This window comes from Anaerovorax sp. IOR16 (assembly GCF_017168145.1).
Lineage (GTDB): Bacteria > Bacillota > Clostridia > Peptostreptococcales > Anaerovoracaceae > IOR16.
In genome coordinates this window covers 224,763-245,492 of the sequence record NZ_JADQTL010000011.1, presented here as the reverse complement: position 1 = coordinate 245,492, position 20,730 = coordinate 224,763, and the positions used below count along the sequence as shown (strand labels likewise).

The 20,730-nt window shown below is 35.7% G+C and carries 15 protein-coding genes and 2 pseudogenes; 5 read left to right on the top strand and 12 right to left on the bottom strand.

Annotated elements, in window-relative coordinates; all coding sequences use genetic code 11:
* Positions 1-3 precede the first annotated feature (3 nt).
* From I2490_RS15005 to I2490_RS14995, 3 genes are read right to left on the bottom strand one after another with little or no spacing between them, the layout of a single operon-like run.
* Entirely contained in the window at positions 4-1,746 is a 1,743-nt protein-coding gene (locus I2490_RS15005) for a B12-binding domain-containing radical SAM protein (protein ID WP_206460574.1), read from the bottom strand.
* Positions 1,747-1,765: 19 nt separating this feature from the next.
* On the bottom strand, positions 1,766-2,725 hold the full coding sequence (locus I2490_RS15000) for a hypothetical protein (protein WP_206460573.1): 960 nt from the start codon (positions 2,723-2,725) through the stop codon (positions 1,766-1,768).
* Positions 2,716-4,437, bottom strand: coding sequence for a B12-binding domain-containing radical SAM protein (locus I2490_RS14995; protein WP_206460572.1), 1,722 nt, complete (start codon positions 4,435-4,437; stop codon positions 2,716-2,718). The genes I2490_RS15000 and I2490_RS14995 overlap by 10 nt, the downstream gene beginning before the upstream one ends.
* A gap of 215 nt (positions 4,438-4,652) precedes the next feature.
* Between I2490_RS14995 and I2490_RS14990 the strand changes: the two genes are divergently transcribed.
* A complete protein-coding gene (locus I2490_RS14990) occupies positions 4,653-5,786 on the top strand; it encodes an alanine/ornithine racemase family PLP-dependent enzyme (RefSeq protein WP_206460571.1) in 1,134 nt (377 codons plus the stop codon).
* Between the two features lie 79 nt (positions 5,787-5,865).
* Here I2490_RS14990 and I2490_RS14985 read toward each other — a convergent pair whose 3' ends face one another.
* From I2490_RS14985 to I2490_RS14975, 3 genes are all read right to left on the bottom strand, one after another.
* On the bottom strand, positions 5,866-6,408 hold the full coding sequence (locus tag I2490_RS14985) for an RNA polymerase sigma factor (RefSeq protein ID WP_206460570.1): 543 nt from the start codon (positions 6,406-6,408) through the stop codon (positions 5,866-5,868).
* Between the two features lie 400 nt (positions 6,409-6,808).
* A complete protein-coding gene (locus I2490_RS14980; RefSeq protein WP_206460569.1) occupies positions 6,809-8,092 on the bottom strand; it encodes an AfsR/SARP family transcriptional regulator in 1,284 nt (427 codons plus the stop codon).
* Between the two features lie 36 nt (positions 8,093-8,128).
* A complete protein-coding gene (locus tag I2490_RS14975; RefSeq protein ID WP_206460568.1) occupies positions 8,129-9,664 on the bottom strand; it encodes an amidohydrolase in 1,536 nt (511 codons plus the stop codon).
* Positions 9,665-9,886: 222 nt separating this feature from the next.
* On the opposite strand from I2490_RS14975, the gene I2490_RS14970 reads away from it, so the two are divergent.
* Both I2490_RS14970 and I2490_RS14965 read left to right on the top strand, forming a co-directional pair.
* Positions 9,887-11,488: a M20/M25/M40 family metallo-hydrolase gene (locus I2490_RS14970; RefSeq protein WP_206460567.1), complete on the top strand. Its 1,602-nt coding sequence runs from the start codon at positions 9,887-9,889 to the stop codon at positions 11,486-11,488.
* Between the two features lie 21 nt (positions 11,489-11,509).
* The gene (locus tag I2490_RS14965; protein WP_206460566.1) at positions 11,510-12,880 is read left to right on the top strand and encodes an alanine/glycine:cation symporter family protein; all 1,371 of its coding nucleotides are present in this window, start codon (positions 11,510-11,512) and stop codon (positions 12,878-12,880) included.
* A gap of 127 nt (positions 12,881-13,007) precedes the next feature.
* On the opposite strand, the pseudogene I2490_RS17095 reads toward I2490_RS14965, so the two are convergent.
* From I2490_RS17095 to I2490_RS14950, 4 genes and pseudogenes are all read right to left on the bottom strand, one after another.
* Positions 13,008-13,121 (bottom strand): annotated as a pseudogene (locus I2490_RS17095) (zinc transporter ZupT); the annotation flags it as partial.
* Positions 13,114-13,479, bottom strand: a complete 366-nt coding sequence (locus tag I2490_RS14960) for a metal-dependent transcriptional regulator (RefSeq protein WP_206460565.1) — start codon at positions 13,477-13,479, stop codon at positions 13,114-13,116. The pseudogene I2490_RS17095 and the gene I2490_RS14960, both read right to left, overlap by 8 nt.
* Before the next feature lie 236 nt (positions 13,480-13,715).
* Positions 13,716-14,642 carry a radical SAM protein gene (locus I2490_RS14955; protein ID WP_206460564.1) on the bottom strand — a complete coding sequence of 309 codons (927 nt, stop codon included), beginning with the start codon at positions 14,640-14,642 and terminating at the stop codon, positions 13,716-13,718.
* A gap of 32 nt (positions 14,643-14,674) precedes the next feature.
* Complete coding sequence (locus I2490_RS14950; protein WP_206460563.1) at positions 14,675-15,400, bottom strand: DUF169 domain-containing protein; 726 nt, start codon at positions 15,398-15,400, stop codon at positions 14,675-14,677.
* A 411-nt stretch (positions 15,401-15,811) separates the two neighbouring features.
* On the opposite strand from I2490_RS14950, the gene I2490_RS14945 reads away from it, so the two are divergent.
* Together I2490_RS14945 and mttB are read left to right on the top strand one after the other, a co-directional pair.
* Entirely contained in the window at positions 15,812-17,209 is a 1,398-nt protein-coding gene (locus I2490_RS14945; protein WP_206460562.1) for a trimethylamine methyltransferase family protein, read from the top strand.
* 23 nt (positions 17,210-17,232) lie between these two features.
* Positions 17,233-18,672, top strand: a pseudogene (mttB, locus tag I2490_RS14940) ([trimethylamine--corrinoid protein] Co-methyltransferase).
* Positions 18,673-18,786: 114 nt separating this feature from the next.
* Here the strand turns inward: mttB and I2490_RS14930 are convergent.
* On the bottom strand, positions 18,787-19,599 hold the full coding sequence (locus I2490_RS14930) for a MerR family transcriptional regulator (protein ID WP_206460559.1): 813 nt from the start codon (positions 19,597-19,599) through the stop codon (positions 18,787-18,789).
* 185 nt (positions 19,600-19,784) lie between these two features.
* Positions 19,785-20,729: an ABC transporter ATP-binding protein gene (locus I2490_RS14925; protein ID WP_245157218.1), complete on the bottom strand. Its 945-nt coding sequence runs from the start codon at positions 20,727-20,729 to the stop codon at positions 19,785-19,787.
* Position 20,730: the final 1 nt, after the last annotated feature.

Sequence of the window (20,730 nt, the reverse complement as noted above, 5' to 3'; positions counted from 1 at the left end):
GGTTTAATATCCATACGGCTGATATACATCGACACTGAGAATGCTTCCATCCTCTTTTTCTTTTATCAACACCAGATCCATCGCAATATCCTCATTATTTGTAAGGTATACATTCAACCTTCGATAATGTTCACTCATATCGTTTAAATACTCTTCAATCATCATCTTTTTAGCTTTATCTTCATTTTTTGCTGAAATATATTTCGCATTTAGGTTATAAAGAGACGCAGGCTTCCAAACCTTAGCAAATACTTCTCCTGACTTGTCTTCAAATGCTGCTTGTGCTAGAGGGCTACCAAGCTTTAAAACAAAGTCATGTCTTAAGGTAAGCATCGGCTTTACAAATCGGTTCTTCCCGTTTTTCTCAATCAATTTAACAGACTGTACCAAATCTTTTACCTCTTCTGTAGGATAATTGTGAAACATAAGGGTTTTGTTTATGATTCCTTTCGTAGCCGCTTCATGATATATGCGCTGTGAAGCTTTTACATTTGTGCCTTTGCACATAGAATCGAGCACTTGCTGGGAACCGCTTTCCTGTCCCCATTCAATGGCTCTGCACCCTGATTGATACATGGTTTCGAAAATCTGAGTATTATATCCATCATCCAACCTGCTCATCTGCATCCACCGGACATTCAGTGATCGTTTTAAAATTTCCAAGGACAATTCCCTGTCATATTCCGGAGAAATTGCTTCATCTACGAAAATAAATAAATTGGTGTTATATTTCAGAGACTGTCTTTCCATTTCATCAATGACTTGATAAACTTTTTTCTGTCTGAATTTTAATCCATAAGAGTTCCAATGCATGCAAAACTGGCATTTGGACCATTCACAGCCTTTTGAAGTCAATAACTGCAAAGCAGGTGTAAGATATAGGTTCATGGGAAATCCTTCATAGTCAGCCTCGTCCCATTCTTCTTCACATTGCTCAAACATCTCATTACGCTGGATTTTTTCCTTTTTCCTATAAATCAAGGCTGGAATATCACTGTAATCCTGATCACCTTCTTTGATTTTATTTATTAACTGCCTCATCGCATATTCTCCCTCAGCCCATGAGAGAAAATCGATAAATTCATTTTCTTCGAGATAAATCTCCTTGTTTAAAGAAATATCTGATCCTCCTGCCACAATATATCCATCATATCTTTCTCTTAGTTTGTGCATAAACCAGAGGCTGAAGGTTCTTTGTACCTCCATGATGGATACACCAACAATGGCAGGTAAATCTCGAATAATTTCATCAATAATACTCTTGTATTTATTTCTCACATATTCATCAATTTCATTTTTTTCTAAAAAAGAAATATAATATACTATCGATTTAAAATAGGTCTTCATTTTACTGCTTATTGAAAAAACTGCTTTACAAGCTTGCGTATCTTCGTAAGAGGATAAAAATTTATAATTCCTTTGCTGCATCCTTTCTTTAATCTTCTGAATGTGAAAAAAGCCATATTTTTTATTGGTCTTTTCCAAGAACACGTAAAACTCTTTTATTGCCTCATAATTACTTTTATTATTTAAATTTGTTGTTAAAAGAATCGGAAGCACATTTGTATACAGTTCTTTCAAACAGAATTCGGTAATGACCTCATTTTGAAAAACTATATTGTAATCCCGCTGTTTCACTGAGAATCCATGTTTTTTTAAATTTGAAGTTAAAATCGGCAGACTCAGAGACGGCCGGTCAATCGCACGCACCGGCAATGAAACCAATGAAATATCCAAAGCATTCATTTTACAATCCTCCTCTTTTCTAAATACACACACCACACGCTTTTTTCTTCCATTTCCTAGAATAACAGTCCCCGATATTAAGAATCCCACACCCGGTACATCCCTTTACATAATCGCAGCTTTTGCAGTCAAAATCCTGATGGTAGGGTTCTTTATAATCTGCATAATAGCAAAATGCTGACTGTTCATTTTTGATCTTAAATTCATAAACACCGGCGCCACAACTGTTTAAAACCACATAATGTGTTTTTAATTTTTCAAACTCTTTTTCCTTCAGTATTAGAGTTATAAATCCGCACATAATATCCAAAAGACTCCAGATATCCGGAGTCTCCCGGATATAATCAAGAACTTTCTGCTTTAATTCTTCCGAGATTTCTATTTTCGGTGAGATTTGAATAACCGGTCTTTTTACATCATCCGCCGTATTGTAGGTATAAAGAAGACGGCTTAAAAGTAAGAAATCATTCCAGCGTGAGGCATCCTTTTCCATCAGAAATACTGTGTTGGTATCCAGATAGTTCTTTGCACATAATCTTTCCCTCTCATATATTTCTCCTGCAACAACACGCAGAAAATCAATGTCATTGCCTTCTGCAAGTGCCTCTTCAGTTAAGCTTAAAAATATCTGAATGCCTGGCCGGTATAAATCCACCTCTTGAAGAGCTGAAATGAAATCTTCGTCTGCATAGGTATACGGCATAAAAACAGAGATTAAAGGATAGCTTTTTTCATACCCTACCTTAATAGAATGAATCTCTTTTATTAATTGAATCAAGCAATCTTCCAGCTTCCTGTCTTTTTCTTTTAGTACCATTTTTATCTGCAATGCAGAAGATTCCAGCGGATTTCCTATTATCTTTTTAATTTGCGTAATTGTTTTATTTACTGATAGATCCCTATCTACCTCCACCCAAATTCTTTTTGTCAAGCTACACTCTGCCTTTACAAATTTTACATCGTTCGTCTTCATTGCCATTTTCCTTTCTCACATAACAATAGATCCAGCGTTACATTTTCGTTGAACGCTATAAAAATATCCTTTGTATCACAATATTTTTTAATCTTTTTCAGATAACTCTCAATGACCTGATTTTTTTCAAAGTCAGAATTTGTTTTGGAATAAAATTTTGCATTGATGCTGTACTCGGAATTCGGATGCCAAACCTTGTCGAAATATTTTAATTTTCCGTCTTGATAAAACACCTCATCATAAAGCGGAGAGCCTACCTGTAAAACCAGCTGCTGCTTTAATGTCAGCATTGGAACAGCAAAGCTACAATCCGTATTTTTTTCCACAAGACTTATTGTCCGAATGACATCTTCTATCCCTTCGCCGGGATAATTATGCCAGGTCAATACTTTGTTCCTAATTCCCGCCTCTCCTGCGTAACAGAGGATTTCCTGCGCTTTTGATACGCTGATTCCTTTATTCATCTTTTTTAAAACTTTATCAGAAGCTGATTCCAATCCCCATTCAATAACGCGCGCACCTCCTCGATATAATTGTTCCAATGCAGAACGGTCAAATTCATCATCGAGCCGTCCAAAGGACATCCATAAAAACGGCAACCTTTCTTTTTCAATAATTTTTGAAATTTCAACTCCATGATTCTTAGTCATTGTTTCATCAGCAAAATGAAAAATTTTAATGTTATATTTTTGATACATAAACTTCATTTCATTAACAATGTCCTTTGGATTTCTTTCTCTATAATCTTCCTTAAAGGAAGTTCGGTGTGCGCAAAACTGACATTTTTTCCACGGGCAATTTGTTGAACCCATAATCGGAAACACAGGGGATAAGTATTTCTCTAAAGGTAATCCATCATAATCCGGAAAACAAAAAGAATAATTATTACTTAAAAATTTTTGATTTTTATTTTTCATGATACTTCCCAGTTTATCCCTGTAGATCAAACGGGGAATATCGGCAAAATTCTTTTTTGTTTTCATCTCATGAATCAGGCGGAATAAAGGCTCTTCTCCTTCGCCGAATACAACAAAATCAATGCATTCATTATTTTTCAGATACAATTCTTCAAATTTTGTTGGCTGCGATCCCCCAAATACAATACTTCCTGCATACTGAAACTTATTTTTCAATTGGTGAGCCATCCACAGAGAGAAGCTGTTTTGTGTCGTTATGACAGAGAATCCGATCATCATAGGGTGTTCTGTAGAAATATCAACCAGTTCCTGTCTAATCAGTGTCTGCAGCTTTAAATGAAGAGAAGCCCCTGGTGAAAAGTCCAAAACATAAGGCAGTATAGCAAATAAAAAATCCAAATGCTTTGATATCCGGAATAATATTTTTACCTTCTCCATGAAGCTTCTGTTTTGTAGCTTAAAGTATTCCCGGTTCTGTAAATCTTTTTTTACCTTTTCCAATTGATAAAAGTGATACTTTTTCCTAAATACACTTAAACAATCATAAAAATCTTTAAGCGTAAGATATGTCTCGCGATAAGTATAATTTTTCATAAGAAGAAGTGGCAATATTTCATAGTAAAGCTCCAGAAGATACTCGCTTGTCAAAATCTGGTCCTTTAACAGAATGTTTAAATCGATCTGCATTACCGATACACCCCGTTTTCTTAAATAGCCGGTCAGCTGCGGCAACGCCAAAGCGGGGTAGTCAATAACTTTGCTGCCGCAGGACACCAATAAAAGATCCGTGTTTTTTTTCACATGTAATACACTCCTTTCTTTGCAATCAAAGATTTATTTTCCCTCTCATACTTAAAGATGCTCTGAGGAGAAAAACGATTCTTTTTTATCTCGTATTAATTCACCGGTAATTCAATACATTTAAAAAAAAATATAAAATTATAAATCTTTTTTAAGAAATGAGTATCTATATAAGTGAAATCGTTTATAATGAAATTAAAAAGGGAGGTGGTCCTATGTCTTCAGCAACACATGAAAATTATCCTGTGTTGGAAATTAATTTAGGAGGTATCTATCATAACGCAAAAACAGTGGTGGATATGTGCAAAGAAAAAGGAATCTGGGTGACCGGAGTAGTAAAAGGAACCGATTCTTTTGAAAATTCCTATTTAGAGGTCGCCAGACAGATGATGCGGGCTGGCTGCAATATGATCGGAGATTCCCGTATCAATACCATCAAACGCATGCGTGAGCTAGGATTTGATGCTCCAGTTTTATTGATTCGAATTCCTATGCCTAGTGAGCTTGAGGATGTTGTAAAATTCACTGATGCAAGCTTAAATTCTGAACTGGAAACAATAAAACAGCTAGATTTTCTTGCCGGTCAACAAAATAAAAACCATAAAATAATTCTAATGATGGATTTGGGTGATTTAAGAGAAGGCTATATCGATGACAAGGAACTTATAAAAGATGCGCTCTACATTGAAAAGGAACTAAAAAATATCACTCTTTATGGAATCGGAACTAACTTAGGCTGCTATGGTTCCATTAAACCAGATACCGTCAATCTGGACAGGCTTGTTTCGATTGCAAGAACCATCGAACAGAGAATCGGCCGAAAGCTTGACGTCGTATCAGGAGGTGCGACTTCAACCCTACCTATGGTCATGGACGGTACAGTCCCAGAAGGCATCAATCACCTGCGTGTAGGAGAAGGAATTGCAAATGCACGAGATCTTCAGGATATATGGGGACTCGACCTACCAATATTCCGTAGAAACAACTATATTATTAAAGCACAAATTATTGAAATAAAAGAAAAACCTTCTTATCCGATTGGAGAGATTTTTGTTGATGCATTCGGTCAAAAACAAACTTATGTAGATCGTGGCACTCGGAAAAGAGCTCTTATTGCCTTAGGAAAACGGGACATCGGAGATATTTTCAGTGTCTGCCCTTGTATTGGCGGTACTACTGTAGAAGGCGGCAGCAGTGACCACTTAATCCTTGATATCACAGACTCTGAAACAGACTTAAAGCTAGGCGACATTGTAGAGTTTGAGTCATGCTATTGTGCAATGATTCATTCTACTTATTCCAGCTCTGTCACAAAAAAATATATTTTCCCTCAGGATAGCGAAGAGTAATTTGTGTCTTTTAAAGAGCTCAATAAAAATGGCGGCGATTATCCATATCTGCCGCCACCTTTAAGGTATATTTTATCTTTTAATCCATTCTATCTAATTCATGATAACTGTCTCTATATTCTATCAAAGCTCTATGTAACCGCGACTTTACTGTGCTGACTTTAAGATTCATAATCTCTGATATCTGCTGCGGTTTAATATCCATTACATACCTCATCCAGATCAATCTTTGTGATTTGCCATTCAGTCTTTTTAATGCTTTTATGGCAAGGTTTCCTTCGTATTCCAAAATTAAAATTTCTAGTGTATCGCTGTTGGTTTTTGATGCATCCATGTATTTTACATAATTGTCAACATACATAGTACAAGAATAGTTGTTTTGAGATTTGCGATAATGTTTCATTGCTACGCTGTAGGCTATTTTCCGAATCCATGGACCTGCGCTGCTAGGATTTTTTAATTGATTCATTTTTTCCAATACGATAAACCATGTGTCTTGCTCCAGATCATCCACCAGCCATGCATCCTCAGTGATTCTATATAAATATTTATATAGCATGCCTATATGCACAGAAAAACGATCTAAAAATAACTCATTTCTTTTTTGGATACTATTTATCATTTCATATACCCCCTGTCTTATAAAAATCTTTCCCTTAAAAACCCGCTTCCTCCTTACTATCTAGATGCAAAAAATCATCAAACGTTTTTAAAAAAATAAATAAATAAATTATTTTTTTTGTTTTTTTTGTTTTTTTTATAATTTTTATTAATTTTATCTATAAAAAAACAAAATACTACTATATGTTGTAGTATTTTGTTTTTTTTTGCACTATATATGTTTGATTATCCTGCTTTATCAGCAGGATATCTTTTCTTTATGTTAATTTTCTAATCCTTTACCAGAATTCGCTTTTATATTTGCATTCAAAAAAACCCGCTTAGCGGGTTTTTTACTTTACATTTATATATCATTTGAATATTATTTTCTAGATTCTGTCGATGAAGGCAAAACTGTCATACTATTCCTCTATAACTTCCACATCGTTTATTCCCTGATAAAATTCAATGAATTTTTCCACTTGCAGATTCCTTTGGCTGGAATCGTAAACTGCCAAAATTACAATCTGTTTATCAAGTTTACGCCGTGAAAGATAGGACAAAAACTCGATGGTTTTACTATCCAGATACTGAAAGTTCCAAATTCTAATAATCAGGCATTCTGATTTTTCACTGACAATAAGGGTTTCAAACATACTAAAAAATATCATATCGTCTTTGATAATCTTGTTTCTAATATCAGAATCAATTTTTTCGCATTTACTCTTCCATTGAGATATACAGTATTTCCCAGAATGATAAAGACTATTTAGGATTTCAAACATGCCTTCAGAAGGTATTCTCTGCCCCGGGGTATCACAAAGGTCAATAACTAATTGAGTGCCTGTGTTGTTAAAACTGGCAAGCATTCTAGCATATGTACTCAATTTTTCTGAAGACTTACTGATATAAATCTTAATTTTTTGGCTAAAGAATTGATCGCCCTTTGACTTGTGTAATATCACTTCACTATTCTTACTGTTTGTATCCTCAACGATACGCTTATATAAGGATTCAATTTCATTGGAAGGAGATATATTTAGTTCATTTCGTAAAATTATTTTTAGATTGCGATAAGTACTGATAGCTGCAACTTTGTTGTCAGAAGCATATTGATATTGCATCAAGCGCAAATATACCATCTCATTCAGTGGATCGATATCAGAGAGTTTTGTCAGTGCATTGAAAGCCTCTTCAATTCGGTGGGAATTCATTAAGTCTTGTGCATAGGCAAATTGAGCACTAAAATATTTACGCTGAGCATTCTCACGTTCTCTGAATACCCAATCGCTAAAATCCGGCGCATCAATAATATAGAAATCTTCAAGAAAATCCCCTGAATAGCATCGAACAGATTCATGATATTGCTGACTATAGCTAGCACTATAAAACTGAGCATAATCACTAGTGATCGCCTCACTGTTAATCTTAATTGCCTGTTTACTGTTATTTATAATAAGCTCCTCATTCATCAATTCTCCTATGATCTTTCTGATTTGCCAAAGGTTAAACCTCAGATTATTTAGGGCAGATTTTTTTGTGTAGTCATGCCTAAGAAGATTTGCCAACTGTTCCCTATAAAAAACTTTTGTCGGTTGTGTTGCCATATAAATCAGCAACCCAAATCCTTTTCTAGGTAGTTGCGTTGTCAGATCGATATTATTCACTTTGACATTAACTTCACCAAATAATTTGAGATTCACCATTTTATAAATGCCCCCAATGCAGTATTCATTTATTCTCTATCGATTGTGCTGCAATGTAAAAAGACATTTTCCATTTTTATAAGTAGAATGGATGGTAATATCTTTTAAAGTAGTAGGATCAACCTCTAGCGGATTTTGTTCAAGAATGATAAAATCCGCTTTTTTTCCTGCCTTAAGCGAACCCTTTTCCTCGTCCTGAAAAATTGCATATGCACCGTTTAAGGTATACATTTGAATTGCTTCATAGACTGTAATCCTCGATTTTGGGTTAGGATGATTTACAGCAGAATGAATACCAAGCATTGGATTAATCGGCATGATATCCGAATCAGAACAGCCAGCTACCCTTATCCCCGCATCAAATATTTGTCTGAACGGATTGGTCATGGCGGCTCTCTCTTCCCCTAGACGAGTATCGTACATCATTCCCTTTTCTCTGAAAAAATACTCATAGGTAGGGTGCATCGCTAACGTAATTCCCAATTCCTTAGCTTTTTGAATGTGTTCTGTAAGCGGAAGCTCAAAATGTTCAATTCTATGACGATGGTTTGGATTTATCTTTTTCTGAAGAACAGTTTCGAAAGCAAACAAAAGCCGGTCAATTGCACGAGGGCCAACAGCGTGGATCGCAATTTGAAGATTGAGATCATGGGCATGCTCAATGAATTCAATTAACCCCTGCTCTGTATAAAACAATTTTCCAAGATTATCTTTCGTGTCATTGTAAGGCTCGTATAAAGCGGCATTTCTGGATCGAAACGAGCCATCGAGAAACAAATCTCCCCCCACACGTGGTAGATCATGCTTCAAGACTTTCTTGAGGTCTGTCGTGGAGTAGAAGACCTCGATATCTATTGGAAAAATTTTTTTATTTTGAAGTATTATCTCCGGATGACGTGTATGGAACAATGGACCACCTTCAACTGCCACCATTGTTGTAACCCCGTTCTTTATCGCTGTTTCAAAAGTTTTATCCGCTCCTTCCAAGTAATGCTTATCCTCGAGGCGGTCGTAAACCTTTTTGAGTGCAATAAAGGCAGCTTGATTAATTAGCTTCCCCGTGAAATTTTTGTTCCCATCTTTTTCAAAACCATGATTGATAAAGGGAATACGGAACTGATTGAGCGCGTAGCTATTCATCAAAACAGTATGAAACTCAATTGAACTGATCACCAACGGAAAATCAGCAGATACTCGGTCTAGTTCGACACGCGTTGGAAGACGTCGCTCCTTCAGGTTAAATTCAGAAAGCCGTTTACCAATTGCTACAGGATAGTCATATTTGTACGGCCATTGGTCGATTATCTCCTGTACGTCCCCAATAGATTTTGCATGATCAAAATTAATGGAAATTTCATTTAAAAATGTAGATATTAAGTGTAAATGAGAATCATAAAATCCCGGTAAAATGGTTTTTCCTTTCAAATCAATAATCTCTTCATCTACATTTTTAAGTTCTTGAGCATTTGTATAACCGAGCGCAACAATTCTATCTTCACTAACTTGCATACTGGTGAAGCATTCTCCCGGATTTTCCAAGGTAAGAATTGTACCATTTATAAAATATGCCATAGCATCACCTAAACCTCATAACTAATTTGTATTTGCCACACTCTATTTGCGGCTAAGGATTCTTATATGAAATTATAACATTCCATTAACTATATTTCTATTAATTTTCAGAAATATTCGAAAACTAATGCTTTTCTAATGCTAAGTATGCATTGATTAAAACATTTACCTAATTATACCTCGCTATAATGAAAGTATAAAATTCTGAAACGGAGGTTAACTATGCATAAAAAGAATAAAATCTTGGAATTACTCTTAGAGCTTATTCAAGTTCCAAGTATCACTGATACTTCTGGCGAAGCACAAATGGAAGCTCTTATTTTAAGCAAGCTTCGACAGAATCCCAAACTTCTCCACGACAATACTTTTGGGCTTGAACCAATTAATAATGACCCTCATAACCGCTCAATTGTATGGGGACTTCTCAAAGGGGAAGGCGAAGGAACCGTTATACTACTGAATCACCATGACGTTGTCGATTGCCTTGATTATGGCTCTTTACAATCTTTAGCCTTTAACCCTGAGCAATTGAAAGCGGCCTTAAAAAAGCAAAATCTTTCCCATGAAGTAAAATGTGACCTTGAGAACGAGAATTGGTTGTTTGGCAGAGGTACAGCTGATATGAAGGGCGGGCTTGCAATCCAGCTCACACTACTTGAAAAGTTCGCCCAAAAGAATCATTTTAAGGGAAACCTCCTCTTCTTATCAGTTCCGGATGAAGAAACGCTTTCACTTGGCATGCGTGAAAGTGTAAAACTACTAGAAAAGCTTTCAGCAAAATACAATCTCAGCTATCAACTGCTAATCAATTCAGAACCTCATGAACGAAAAAATGACCGTCTGACCTTCTATGACGGTTCTGTGGGTAAAACCATGGCAGTCATTTATGTGCACGGAAAAAAGTCTCACATTGGTAAAGCGTTTGAAGGGATAAATCCCATAGGAATCCTTTCCAGAATCATTCTCAGCACTGAGCTTAACAGCACCCTGAGTGATTCTAAGCTTGGAGAAAAGTCCATTCCCCCTTCCTGGAGTTTTTCAAGGGACTTTAAAAGAAATTACGATGCATCCATTCCAGAGGCAGCAGGTGGATATCTTAGCTTTTTAACACTTGAAAGTACACCAAAAAAGATTCTTAAGATACTTAAATCCGTTTCAGAAAAGGCATTCTTAGAATCAGTAACACATCTTCAAACAGAATATCTCAAAAATTTTTCAAACAGCACACGACATCCGGAATATCCAGCTCATGTCAAATTTTATGAAGAATTGCTTGAAGATGCTATGACAGTTGCACCAGAAAAAACCAAACATGTACTCGAAAACAGCTATATTGAAATTCGAACTTTACTGAATGAAAAAAAAGTTTCTATACCTGAAAGCAATTTTATCATCATTGAACGCCTATTAGATGTAGCTTCCTATAATACCCCTACGATTGTCATTGCCTTATCGCCACCTTTTTACCCTCATACAACCAGCACTTATGATAATAACTATGATCATTTCAAAGCAATCGCGGAAAAAGCATTAAAGAAATACAATCCGGAAGTTGAACATTATTTTATGGGGATTTCTGATTTAAGCTATGTCGGCCTTCAAAATGAGGATGAGATTATACCATTTGTCGCACCAAACATGCCTCTTTGGCATGATGATTTTTATAAAATTCCTTTTGAAACCTTAAAAACACTCTCTATGCCAACGATTATTTTAGGCCCTTGGGGCAAGGATTTACATCAAAAGACGGAACGTATTTTTATTCCTGATTTGATTGAAACAATCCCTTCATGTATTGAATCGTTAATTCTCAGTACACTATAAAATGGATATAGGAGGTATACAATGAAAGATTTAGTTGTCAATTTTGTCAATACGGCTACTGGCTTTCTGTGGGGTCCCTTTATGATGATCCTATTATTGGGAGGCGGTATTTTCTTAACGTTTAGACTGAAGTTCCTTCAAATCCGCTATTTTGGCTTTATGCTTAAACAAACAATAGGTTCTCTTCCGAAATCAAAAGAAAACAATTCAGATGAAATCAAAGGAACTCTAACACCTTTCCAAGCTGTAACTACAGCCTTGGCATCCACAGTAGGAGCATCAAACATTGTCGGAGTTCCGGTAGCAATTTATTTTGGGGGTCCCGGTGCCGTTTTCTGGATGTGGGTCACCGCTCTTATAGGTATGATTACTAAATATGCAGAAATCGTTCTTGGTGTTAAGTTTAGAGAAAAAAATGCCGACGGTGATTACGTCGGCGGGCCTATGTATTACTTAAAAAACGGTTTGAAATCAAAAATACTCGGAAACACTTATGCCTTTCTCTTCATGCTGACCATTGTCTCAGGGATCATGGTTCAGTCTAATTCTGCTGCAGGATCTGTCTCAATGCTTGGGCTTTCCACATATACTTCTGGAATCATCATCACAATTATGGTCGGTTTAATCGTAGTCGGAGGGGTAAAACGTATCGGCAAGGTTTCCGAAAAATTTGTACCGTTTATGGCTCTGCTTTATGTATTAGGTTGTCTAATTATCATCCTATTTAATATAAAAGAATTGCCTTCTGTCATTTCACTGATTTTTAAAAGCGCTTTCAGCGGGCATGCTGCTGCAGGTGGTTTCCTTGGCAGCGCAGTCACTCAGACATTGAGATGGGGAATTGCACGTGGTGCGTATTCCAATGAGGCAGGAATGGGAAGTGCCCCAATTGCGCATGCAACGGCTAAAACAGATCATCCTGCTCGTCAGGGTCTGTGGGGAATGTTTGAAGTCTTTTTCGATACACTTTTTATCTGCACTATGACAGCTTTGGTTATCTTGACAACGGGAATCTGGAAAAGCACAGATACAATTGCCTCTGGTATGACTGCTCAAGCCTTCAATAATTTTTATGGCCCAATTGGCGGATATGTGGTCAGCTTTTCAGTACTGCTCTTCGTCATCTCGACGATCTATGTCATTCTTTTTTATGGAGAGACACTAGCAGAATACCTTTTTGGAAAGACTTTTTCACTGGTAATGAGATATGTTTATCTAGGGGCATGCTTCATCGGTGCAATCGGAGGATTACAATTTGTCTGGATTTTCCTTGATTTCCTTTTTGGTCTTTCAGTCATTCCAAATATGATTGGTGTAATTGGACTCTCCGGCGTCGTTGTTTCTCTAACAAAAGAATTTTTTAACTCGAATGAACTTTCCGCGAAGAAATAACCACCATAATTAAATAACTATTATATACTGTGTAATACTAATATTTGAACATATCTACAAGAAATAGTTGGCATTTGCTGACTATTTCTTTTTTAACATCAATAAGTGATTTACTCTAAAATACCCATCACACAAATAACCATAAACTGATTGCCATAACCGCCATACCACCAACAAGTCCGTATATAGACAGATGATGTTACCCATACTCTCTTGCAGCTGGAAGAAGCTCATTAAAGGAATATGCTATTTCTCTTTATTGCTTCAAAACTTTTTCCGCTCAAATAATGTTCTATTTTGCATGCATCTTTTACCGCAGTCTCATGATCAACTCCAAGCTTTTCAAGCCAATCTGAAAGAAACAAATGTCGTTCATAGATAACTTCAGCAATGGTTCTTCCTTTATCCGTCAGTAAAATTTTCTTATCTTTTTTCATTAAAATGTAACCTTTTTTTATAAGTGATTTCATTGCTACGCTCACACTTGCTTTTGAGTATCCAAGTTCTTCTGCAATATCTACCGAACGTACAAAACCATTCCTGTTTTGAAGTACCAAAATAGTTTCAAGATAATCCTGTCCTGATTCCCATATATCCATAAACACCTCTCATAAACTATTAAAATAAAAAATTTACGTCATCACATATACTAATGTTACTGATCATTTTGGTCATATGTTCATAATTAAAGTAGCATAGTTTCGGACATATGTCAATAATAGAACGGGAAATTATCATCTTTCCTTAAAACAAAAACAACCTCCGTTTAAGAGGTTGTTTGTAATTATTTAATTCAAATTCTTCTATTTAAAACTCTTCTATTTAATTCCATTATTTATTTTAGTCTATAAGTATCATAACCTTTATAACTTATTACCGCAATCTTATCATCATTACCTAATCTACATAAAATTTCATCTATATTTTTACAATCTCTTATTTTCAAAAAGCTCTCCAATTCAAATTGATTCATAGGATGACGTCTTATAATACTTAATATAGCTTCAAAATCATCTGCTATTTCGCTATGAAATCCTTGTGATTCCAATAAGTCAATAGAGATTCCACCTAAAATATTAATGGCTCTTTCCATTTGTTCCGTTCCTATCGGTTTTACAAATTCTTCCGCAGGAGGTCTTACTGGTGTATTAATATATAATCTTTCATACTTAAAATGTTTCAAAAGTTCCTTATATTCATTTAAACTATCCAAACTGTCATTTATCCCATCAATAAGCATAATTTCCAACCAAAGCTGACCATTATACTTCTCTGTAAATTCTGACATACCTTGTTTTACTTTATTAAAATTAATGCTCTTATGCGGTCTGTTAATTTCTTTTAAAGTCTTTTGATTATATGCATCAAATGTTGGTAGTACTATATCAGCAGGATATAACTCTTCTCTTACTTCTGAATCATAAAAAAGTGCTCCATTTGTAATAACGGCTACAGGTATCTCTGTTCTTTTTTTAATCGCTAAAATTAACTCTCCCAAACCAGAATATAATGTAGGTTCACCTTCTCCAACTATTGTAATAACATCATATTTGATATTACTTTTTTGTATTTGTTCAAATTCAGAAATCATATCTTCTATAGGAAAATACAGATTTCTATCATTAGTTAAAGGATTTGTTCTTCCTAATTGACAATAAATACAAGAATAATTACATGTTTTCTTAGGAATAGGGCTTATACCTAAAGATATCCCTAATCTTCTTGAAGGAACTGGTCCATACACATATTTCATTTCTGACATTTAATTGCCTCCTGTTTTTTACCTAAACTACCCTAACGAATCGTTTCACTAATCAAACGTGTATATGCCTTTTTCTCCCGTGTCCTTGGCATTGCTTTCGTTGAGATTTTTTCTAAAGCCTCTACAATTTCTTCTAATTGTTTACCAGGAAAGCCAGCAAGCAAATTGTCATCAGGAATATTTGTGGCATTCCTACAGCCATAACATCCTAGGCTGACATTTAATTTCTGCGTGAGCCAAGGAACAACTGTAATATCAACACAAGTTCCATTAGAAATACTTGTTGAAAAGTTTAATCTACCACCTTTTTTGTGAATTGAAGCCAGACTTAGCCACATAAAATGCTCCGGCATAGATTCCAATACAATAATATCCGGCTCAAAATCCAATTCGCTTAAAGGTGCCAATGCAATACCCGTATATTGATTTTGTTCAAAACGGGGCATCTCTTCCATTGTTTTTTTAGCTCCTTCTTTTTCGAAAGTACCAAGATGTTCTAAAAACTCTCCACTCATTAATTTATCCGGAACCGGCATAAACCCTAATGCCGAGCCTCCATTTGCACAAGATATATTTTGGCTCGTCGCTAATAGCTTATTTCCCTCTCTAGCTTTCATAATAAACTGACAAAATGTATATTTTTTAGTTTGATCGTAATTTTCAGCCAAATGATTGTCATTTAAGAATTTAATGCCTACGGCTTCATTCTCCATTTTAAGTATTTCTTTCAGTCTTTTAGATAATAATTTATACTCCAATGTTAAAAACCTCCTTATAAATATAATAGAACCTTATGATAACGAAAAAAGTAACGCTGATTCATTCAGTAATTAATTTCAACATATCATGAATATAAACCGATTTCAACTATAGTATAAGAACCTCCCCAGCTGCTCTAAGTTAAATCAATCCCTATTTTATAATTATTTTTCACCCCTTGACTATGGGGTTACCCCATACTGTATAGTTCAAAATATAAAAAATAAATACATGAATACTACCCCTAGAACAGAATTAATTATCCCAATAAATCAATTTAAATTCTATCAAATCTCTTATTAATAATTTTTAGAAGAAACGTAACAATGGTTAAATGAAACGATTTGAAAAGGAGGAAGTTAGATGGTGAAGGAAATGCATGATGTTAATGCAGAAAAAGGAGGTAACTCATGAGATTCAAGGCGGAAATTTTCTCACAAGAAGAGATTAAACTGGTTCATCAGAAAACTATGGAGCTTCTGGAAAACACGGGAATTTGGGTCAAAAGCCGCAGAGCATACCAACTGATGAAAGAAGCCGGTGCACAGGTAGACGATGAAACACAAAGAGTATATTTTACAGAAGACCGTATCATGGAAGCGCTTAAAAAAGCTCCCAAAAAAATAGTGCTGGCAGCAAGAAATTCTAAGTATGACTACGAGATTCCATCCTATGAAAGCAGGCATACTATGTCTGGTATTTGTACCAATATTTACGATCCTTACACCGGAGAGCAACGTGAAAGCACCAAGGAAGATGTTAGGAATGTAGGGAGAGTTTTTCAGAAAACAATAACCGGTATGGTAGCTTGGACTGGATGTTCAGCCGTAGACGTCCCGGAGAAAACACATTGTCTCCACGAGATGGCTGCGATTATTCAGGGAACCTCCAAACATGTACAGTTTGAACTAAGCAACACAATTGAATCTGGCTATGCAAAAAAAATTCTCGACTTATTAACAGGTTCTAAAGAAGAATTTATTAAAAGAAAAATAGCTTCGGTATTGTACTGTCCGGTTTCACCACTAACTCAAGATGCTAACATGCTGGATGCCTACTTGGAATTATCCGACTATCATGTACCTGTTAACATCTATCCAATGCCTTTAATTGGACTTACATCACCGGCATCTATTTTCTCTACAATCGTACAGATTAATGCAGAAGTCCTTTCAGCTATAACCATCTTCCAAACAGCAAATCCAGGCTGGCCTGTAATTTACGGTGTTGCTTCCGGGGCAGCTGATGTAAGAAGTGGCGCTTATGTGAAAAGCGGAGAAGCACCTTTAGTTAGTTTAGGCGGTACAGCTTTAGCCAGATATTATGGTCTGCCTTGCTGTGTAACTGGAGGAGGAACTTTTGAAACCATGCCTGCATACTTAGGGGGCGCTGATTTAATCGATGGAATTGGTACCTGTGATAATGGAATGGCCGTAAGCCTTGAAATGATTCTAACAGAAGATGAGATTGCTCAGCGAACTTTACGTATTTGCCGAGGAATTCGGATTAACGCGAATACGGATCTGGTAGATGAAATAAAAAAAGAAGGCCCTGGCGGTGCTTTTCTTGCTCATAAATCTACAATGATAAATTTCCGTGACAAAGATGAAATTTATTCTTCACCTTATTTTCCATCCGTACTGCGTGGATCGATTAATGAAAAATCAGATTCTATTGCCATTGCGAATAAAATAGTTCGAGAGATTTTAGAAGGTCCTATTGAAGATGAATTACCTAAAGAAGTAGTAGCTGAAATAGATAAAATTTGTGCTGATGCAGATACTTACGTAATAAAAAATGAAATTTAATCAATTTAATAAGGAGGGATTATATGAAATTTTCTTATGAGAACCCATTACCATCTTATCAGATTTTAAGTGAACAAGATCTAGAGAAGATTCATGCCACTAGTCTTTCTGTGATGAAAAACTATGGCGTTCGGGTATATGGAAAAGAAGCAAAGGAAATTTATCAAAATGCAGGCTGCATCGTTGATGAAGATTCCGGTCTCATTCGCTTTCCAGAGGATTTAGTAAACGATGCAATTTCCAAGACACCGGCACACTATACTATGTGTGGCAGAAATCCAAAGAATGATTTTGAACTAGGGAGTGACAAAGTCTTTTATACAAACTTTGGGACCGGCATTGAAATTGTTGACTTAGAAACAGGCGAACGAAAAACATCGGATTCTAATGATCTTGGCAACGTGGCAAGGTTTGTGGATTCAATTCCAGAAATCAATGCTTTTACGACAGCGGTTGCTTCCCAAGAAGCTCCTGCTCACCTAAAAGATCTATACGAGGCAAGAGCAGTCTTCTGCAATACGACAAAGCACGCTATTTTGGACGCGGAAAACGGCAAAAATGCTAACCTGGTTATTGACATGGCAGCTGCCATAGCAGGTGGAAGAGATCAGCTTCGCGAACGTCCATTTCTAACCCTTTGCGTTTGCCCCAATAGTCTGCTGGAGATTCATGAGGGTGCGTCAGAGGTTATCATTGAAACTGCTAAGGCTGGTCTTCCAATCAGCATACTCTCAATGGGACTTGTAGGAGGTACCACTCCGTCAACTCTCGCAGGTACCCTGGTGGTAACCAATGCAGAAATACTGGCCGGCATTGTGTTAGCTCAGTTAGTCAATCCGGGTAACCCTGTTATGTATGGCAGTTCAACAACCATTATGGATATGAAATTTGTCAGCTCCCCGGTAGGCGCACCGGAACACGGTATGTTTGGCGCAGCAGTAGCTCAACTTGGGAAGTATTACAAGATACCGACAAAGGTTGGTGGAACATAGGCAGACAGTAAGTGTATGGATGCGCAGATTGGTCATGAAAAAACCCTAACAGGTTTAATCCCAGCCCTTGCGAAAACCAGCCTCATTTATGGCATGGGAATGATGGATATGGGGATGGCGGTCAGCTATGAACAGCTGCTGATGGATGCAGAATTTGTGCACATGTTTAAACGAGCAGAACAAGGAATCGAAGTAAATGAGGATACACTGGCCCTGGATGTAATTACCGCGGTAGGACCCGCTGGGAATTATTTAGGACAAAGACATACCTTAAAATATATGCGCAAAGAAATTTCAACAGCAAAATTAATTGATCGGAAATCCGCATCTCTTTGGGAAAAAGAGGGTTCCTTAAACATTGTGCAACGCGCCAATAAAGAGGCGAAACGTATCTTTGCAGAATATGAATTGGAGAGACTTAATGAGGAAATTCGAAAGAAACTGGATTCCATCATTGAAGCAGCTAGATAAGAAAGTACATAAATAAATAAATATATATATATAATTAATTATAAAAAATTTTAGGGGAGCAAGAAATGGAAAACAGCTTGTTCCCCTGCTTATTACTACATTTATAATGGTCCATTATTCAACAGGTATAGAAATTTTCATTAAATAATCGTTTGGATTGGACTCTGAAAATAGATATAACTGATCTTGTTCATATATATCACCCTTGATTTTAAGGTTATTTTTTTCTATGTACTCTTTCATCTTTGTATAAGCAGCGGATAAAGTTTTATAGGAACCTCTATGATATAAAATAGCATACTTTCCTGCGGGTTTTCGGTGTATATTGGGACCAATAATCTTTCGTATCGGTTTGCTGCTGTAATAATCAGAGCGAAAATTATTTTGTTCAAAATTTTTCTTCAGAACAATTTCTCCTATAGGAAATACATTACCCAATTTTTTATGATTAAAATATTCTGTTAATTCTTCTATCTTAACCCAATAGCTTTTATCATTCATGTCATCTAATGAGGGTGTTGTTGTAATCACCATATATTCTTCATCACATTGTTCCAGATAAATCTCTCCAATATTGATATTAAGTGAAGTTTCGATAATTCCGATTGTATTGTCTACAAACTTCTTTGTATAAGATAAGTGTCTTTGCATTTCTATTAGTTCATGTCTTTTCTCCTTTAATAAGTCGAGAAATTCTTTTGTATTCTGCTTTGATCTATATTTTTGTATTTCTTTTAAGGACATTCCCATAGCTTTTAATGAAGCTATGATTTCGAAAATCATAACCTGATTGGGAGAATAATATCGGTATCCATTCTCAGCAAAATAATCCGGCTTCAAAATTCCAATTTCATCATAATAGAGTATTGTGTCTTTTTTTACTCCACATAGTGAAGCAAATTCTCCTGTTGTTAAATATTCTTTCATAATTATTTTCCTTCTACGATTGCTTTACCCTATAGATTATTCTACAAAATAGGTGAACCAATTGCAAGAATATTACAAATAGTAAATCTTATGAAATTGAAGTCGAGCCCTCTCCCTTCCGTCGATTCATATAAGTACAACAATAAAAAAAGACAGGATAATCATCCTGTCACATAAAATTTATTTCAATACAAATTACAAGCAACACTGCATCTCAAATTCAAATATTTTAAGCACGGTTTTTCTCTATAACAGTTTTCACTAGCATTTGGACAACGTAGAGCAAACAAACAACCCTTTTTAATCGTATAATCTTGAATCTGAGGTTTAATTACTTCTATATTTTTATTAGTATTTTTCGCCGAAAATACAGCGTTTAACAAAGCTTTCGTATAAGGATGCTTTGCGTCTCTCGATATATTTTTACTCCTTAATATCTCTACTATTTCGCCTAAATACATAACATATATTTTATCACTAATACTTTCTGCAAGTGCCAAATCATGGGTGATAAATATATTGCAAAATTTTGTATTACTCTGTAATTCAAGCAAAAGGTGAATGATTTGCTTCTGTATGGAAACATCTAAGGCAGAAGTACATTCATCACATATGATTACATCCGGTTTTAAGCCAATTGTTCTAGCTATAACAACTCTTTGAAGCTGCCCTCCACTCAACTCATTTGGATACCTGTCAATAAAATCTTTGCTTAATCCAACCGTTTCTAATAATTCTTTCGCATAATTTAATGCCTCTTTTTTATTCATTAATTTGAAATTTAAATATGGTTCAACCATATACGAACCAATTTTCATTCTTGGACTAAAAGTACTTAATGGATTCTGAAAGATCATTTGAACATTCTTATAATATTCCTTTAATTGTGCACCATGTAAATTGGTAACGTCTTTCCCGTTGTAAAACATGCTCCCTTTTGTAACCGGTATCAATTGTGAGATTAGTTTTGCAAGTGTACTTTTGCCACATCCACTTTCACCCACAATTGCAATGCATTCCCCTTGGCGCAGACTTAAATTTACATCTTTAATTACATGAAAACTATTTCCTGTATTATCTCTAAAATATTTGTTAATACCTTGCAATTCAAGAATCGTATTTCCCATCATC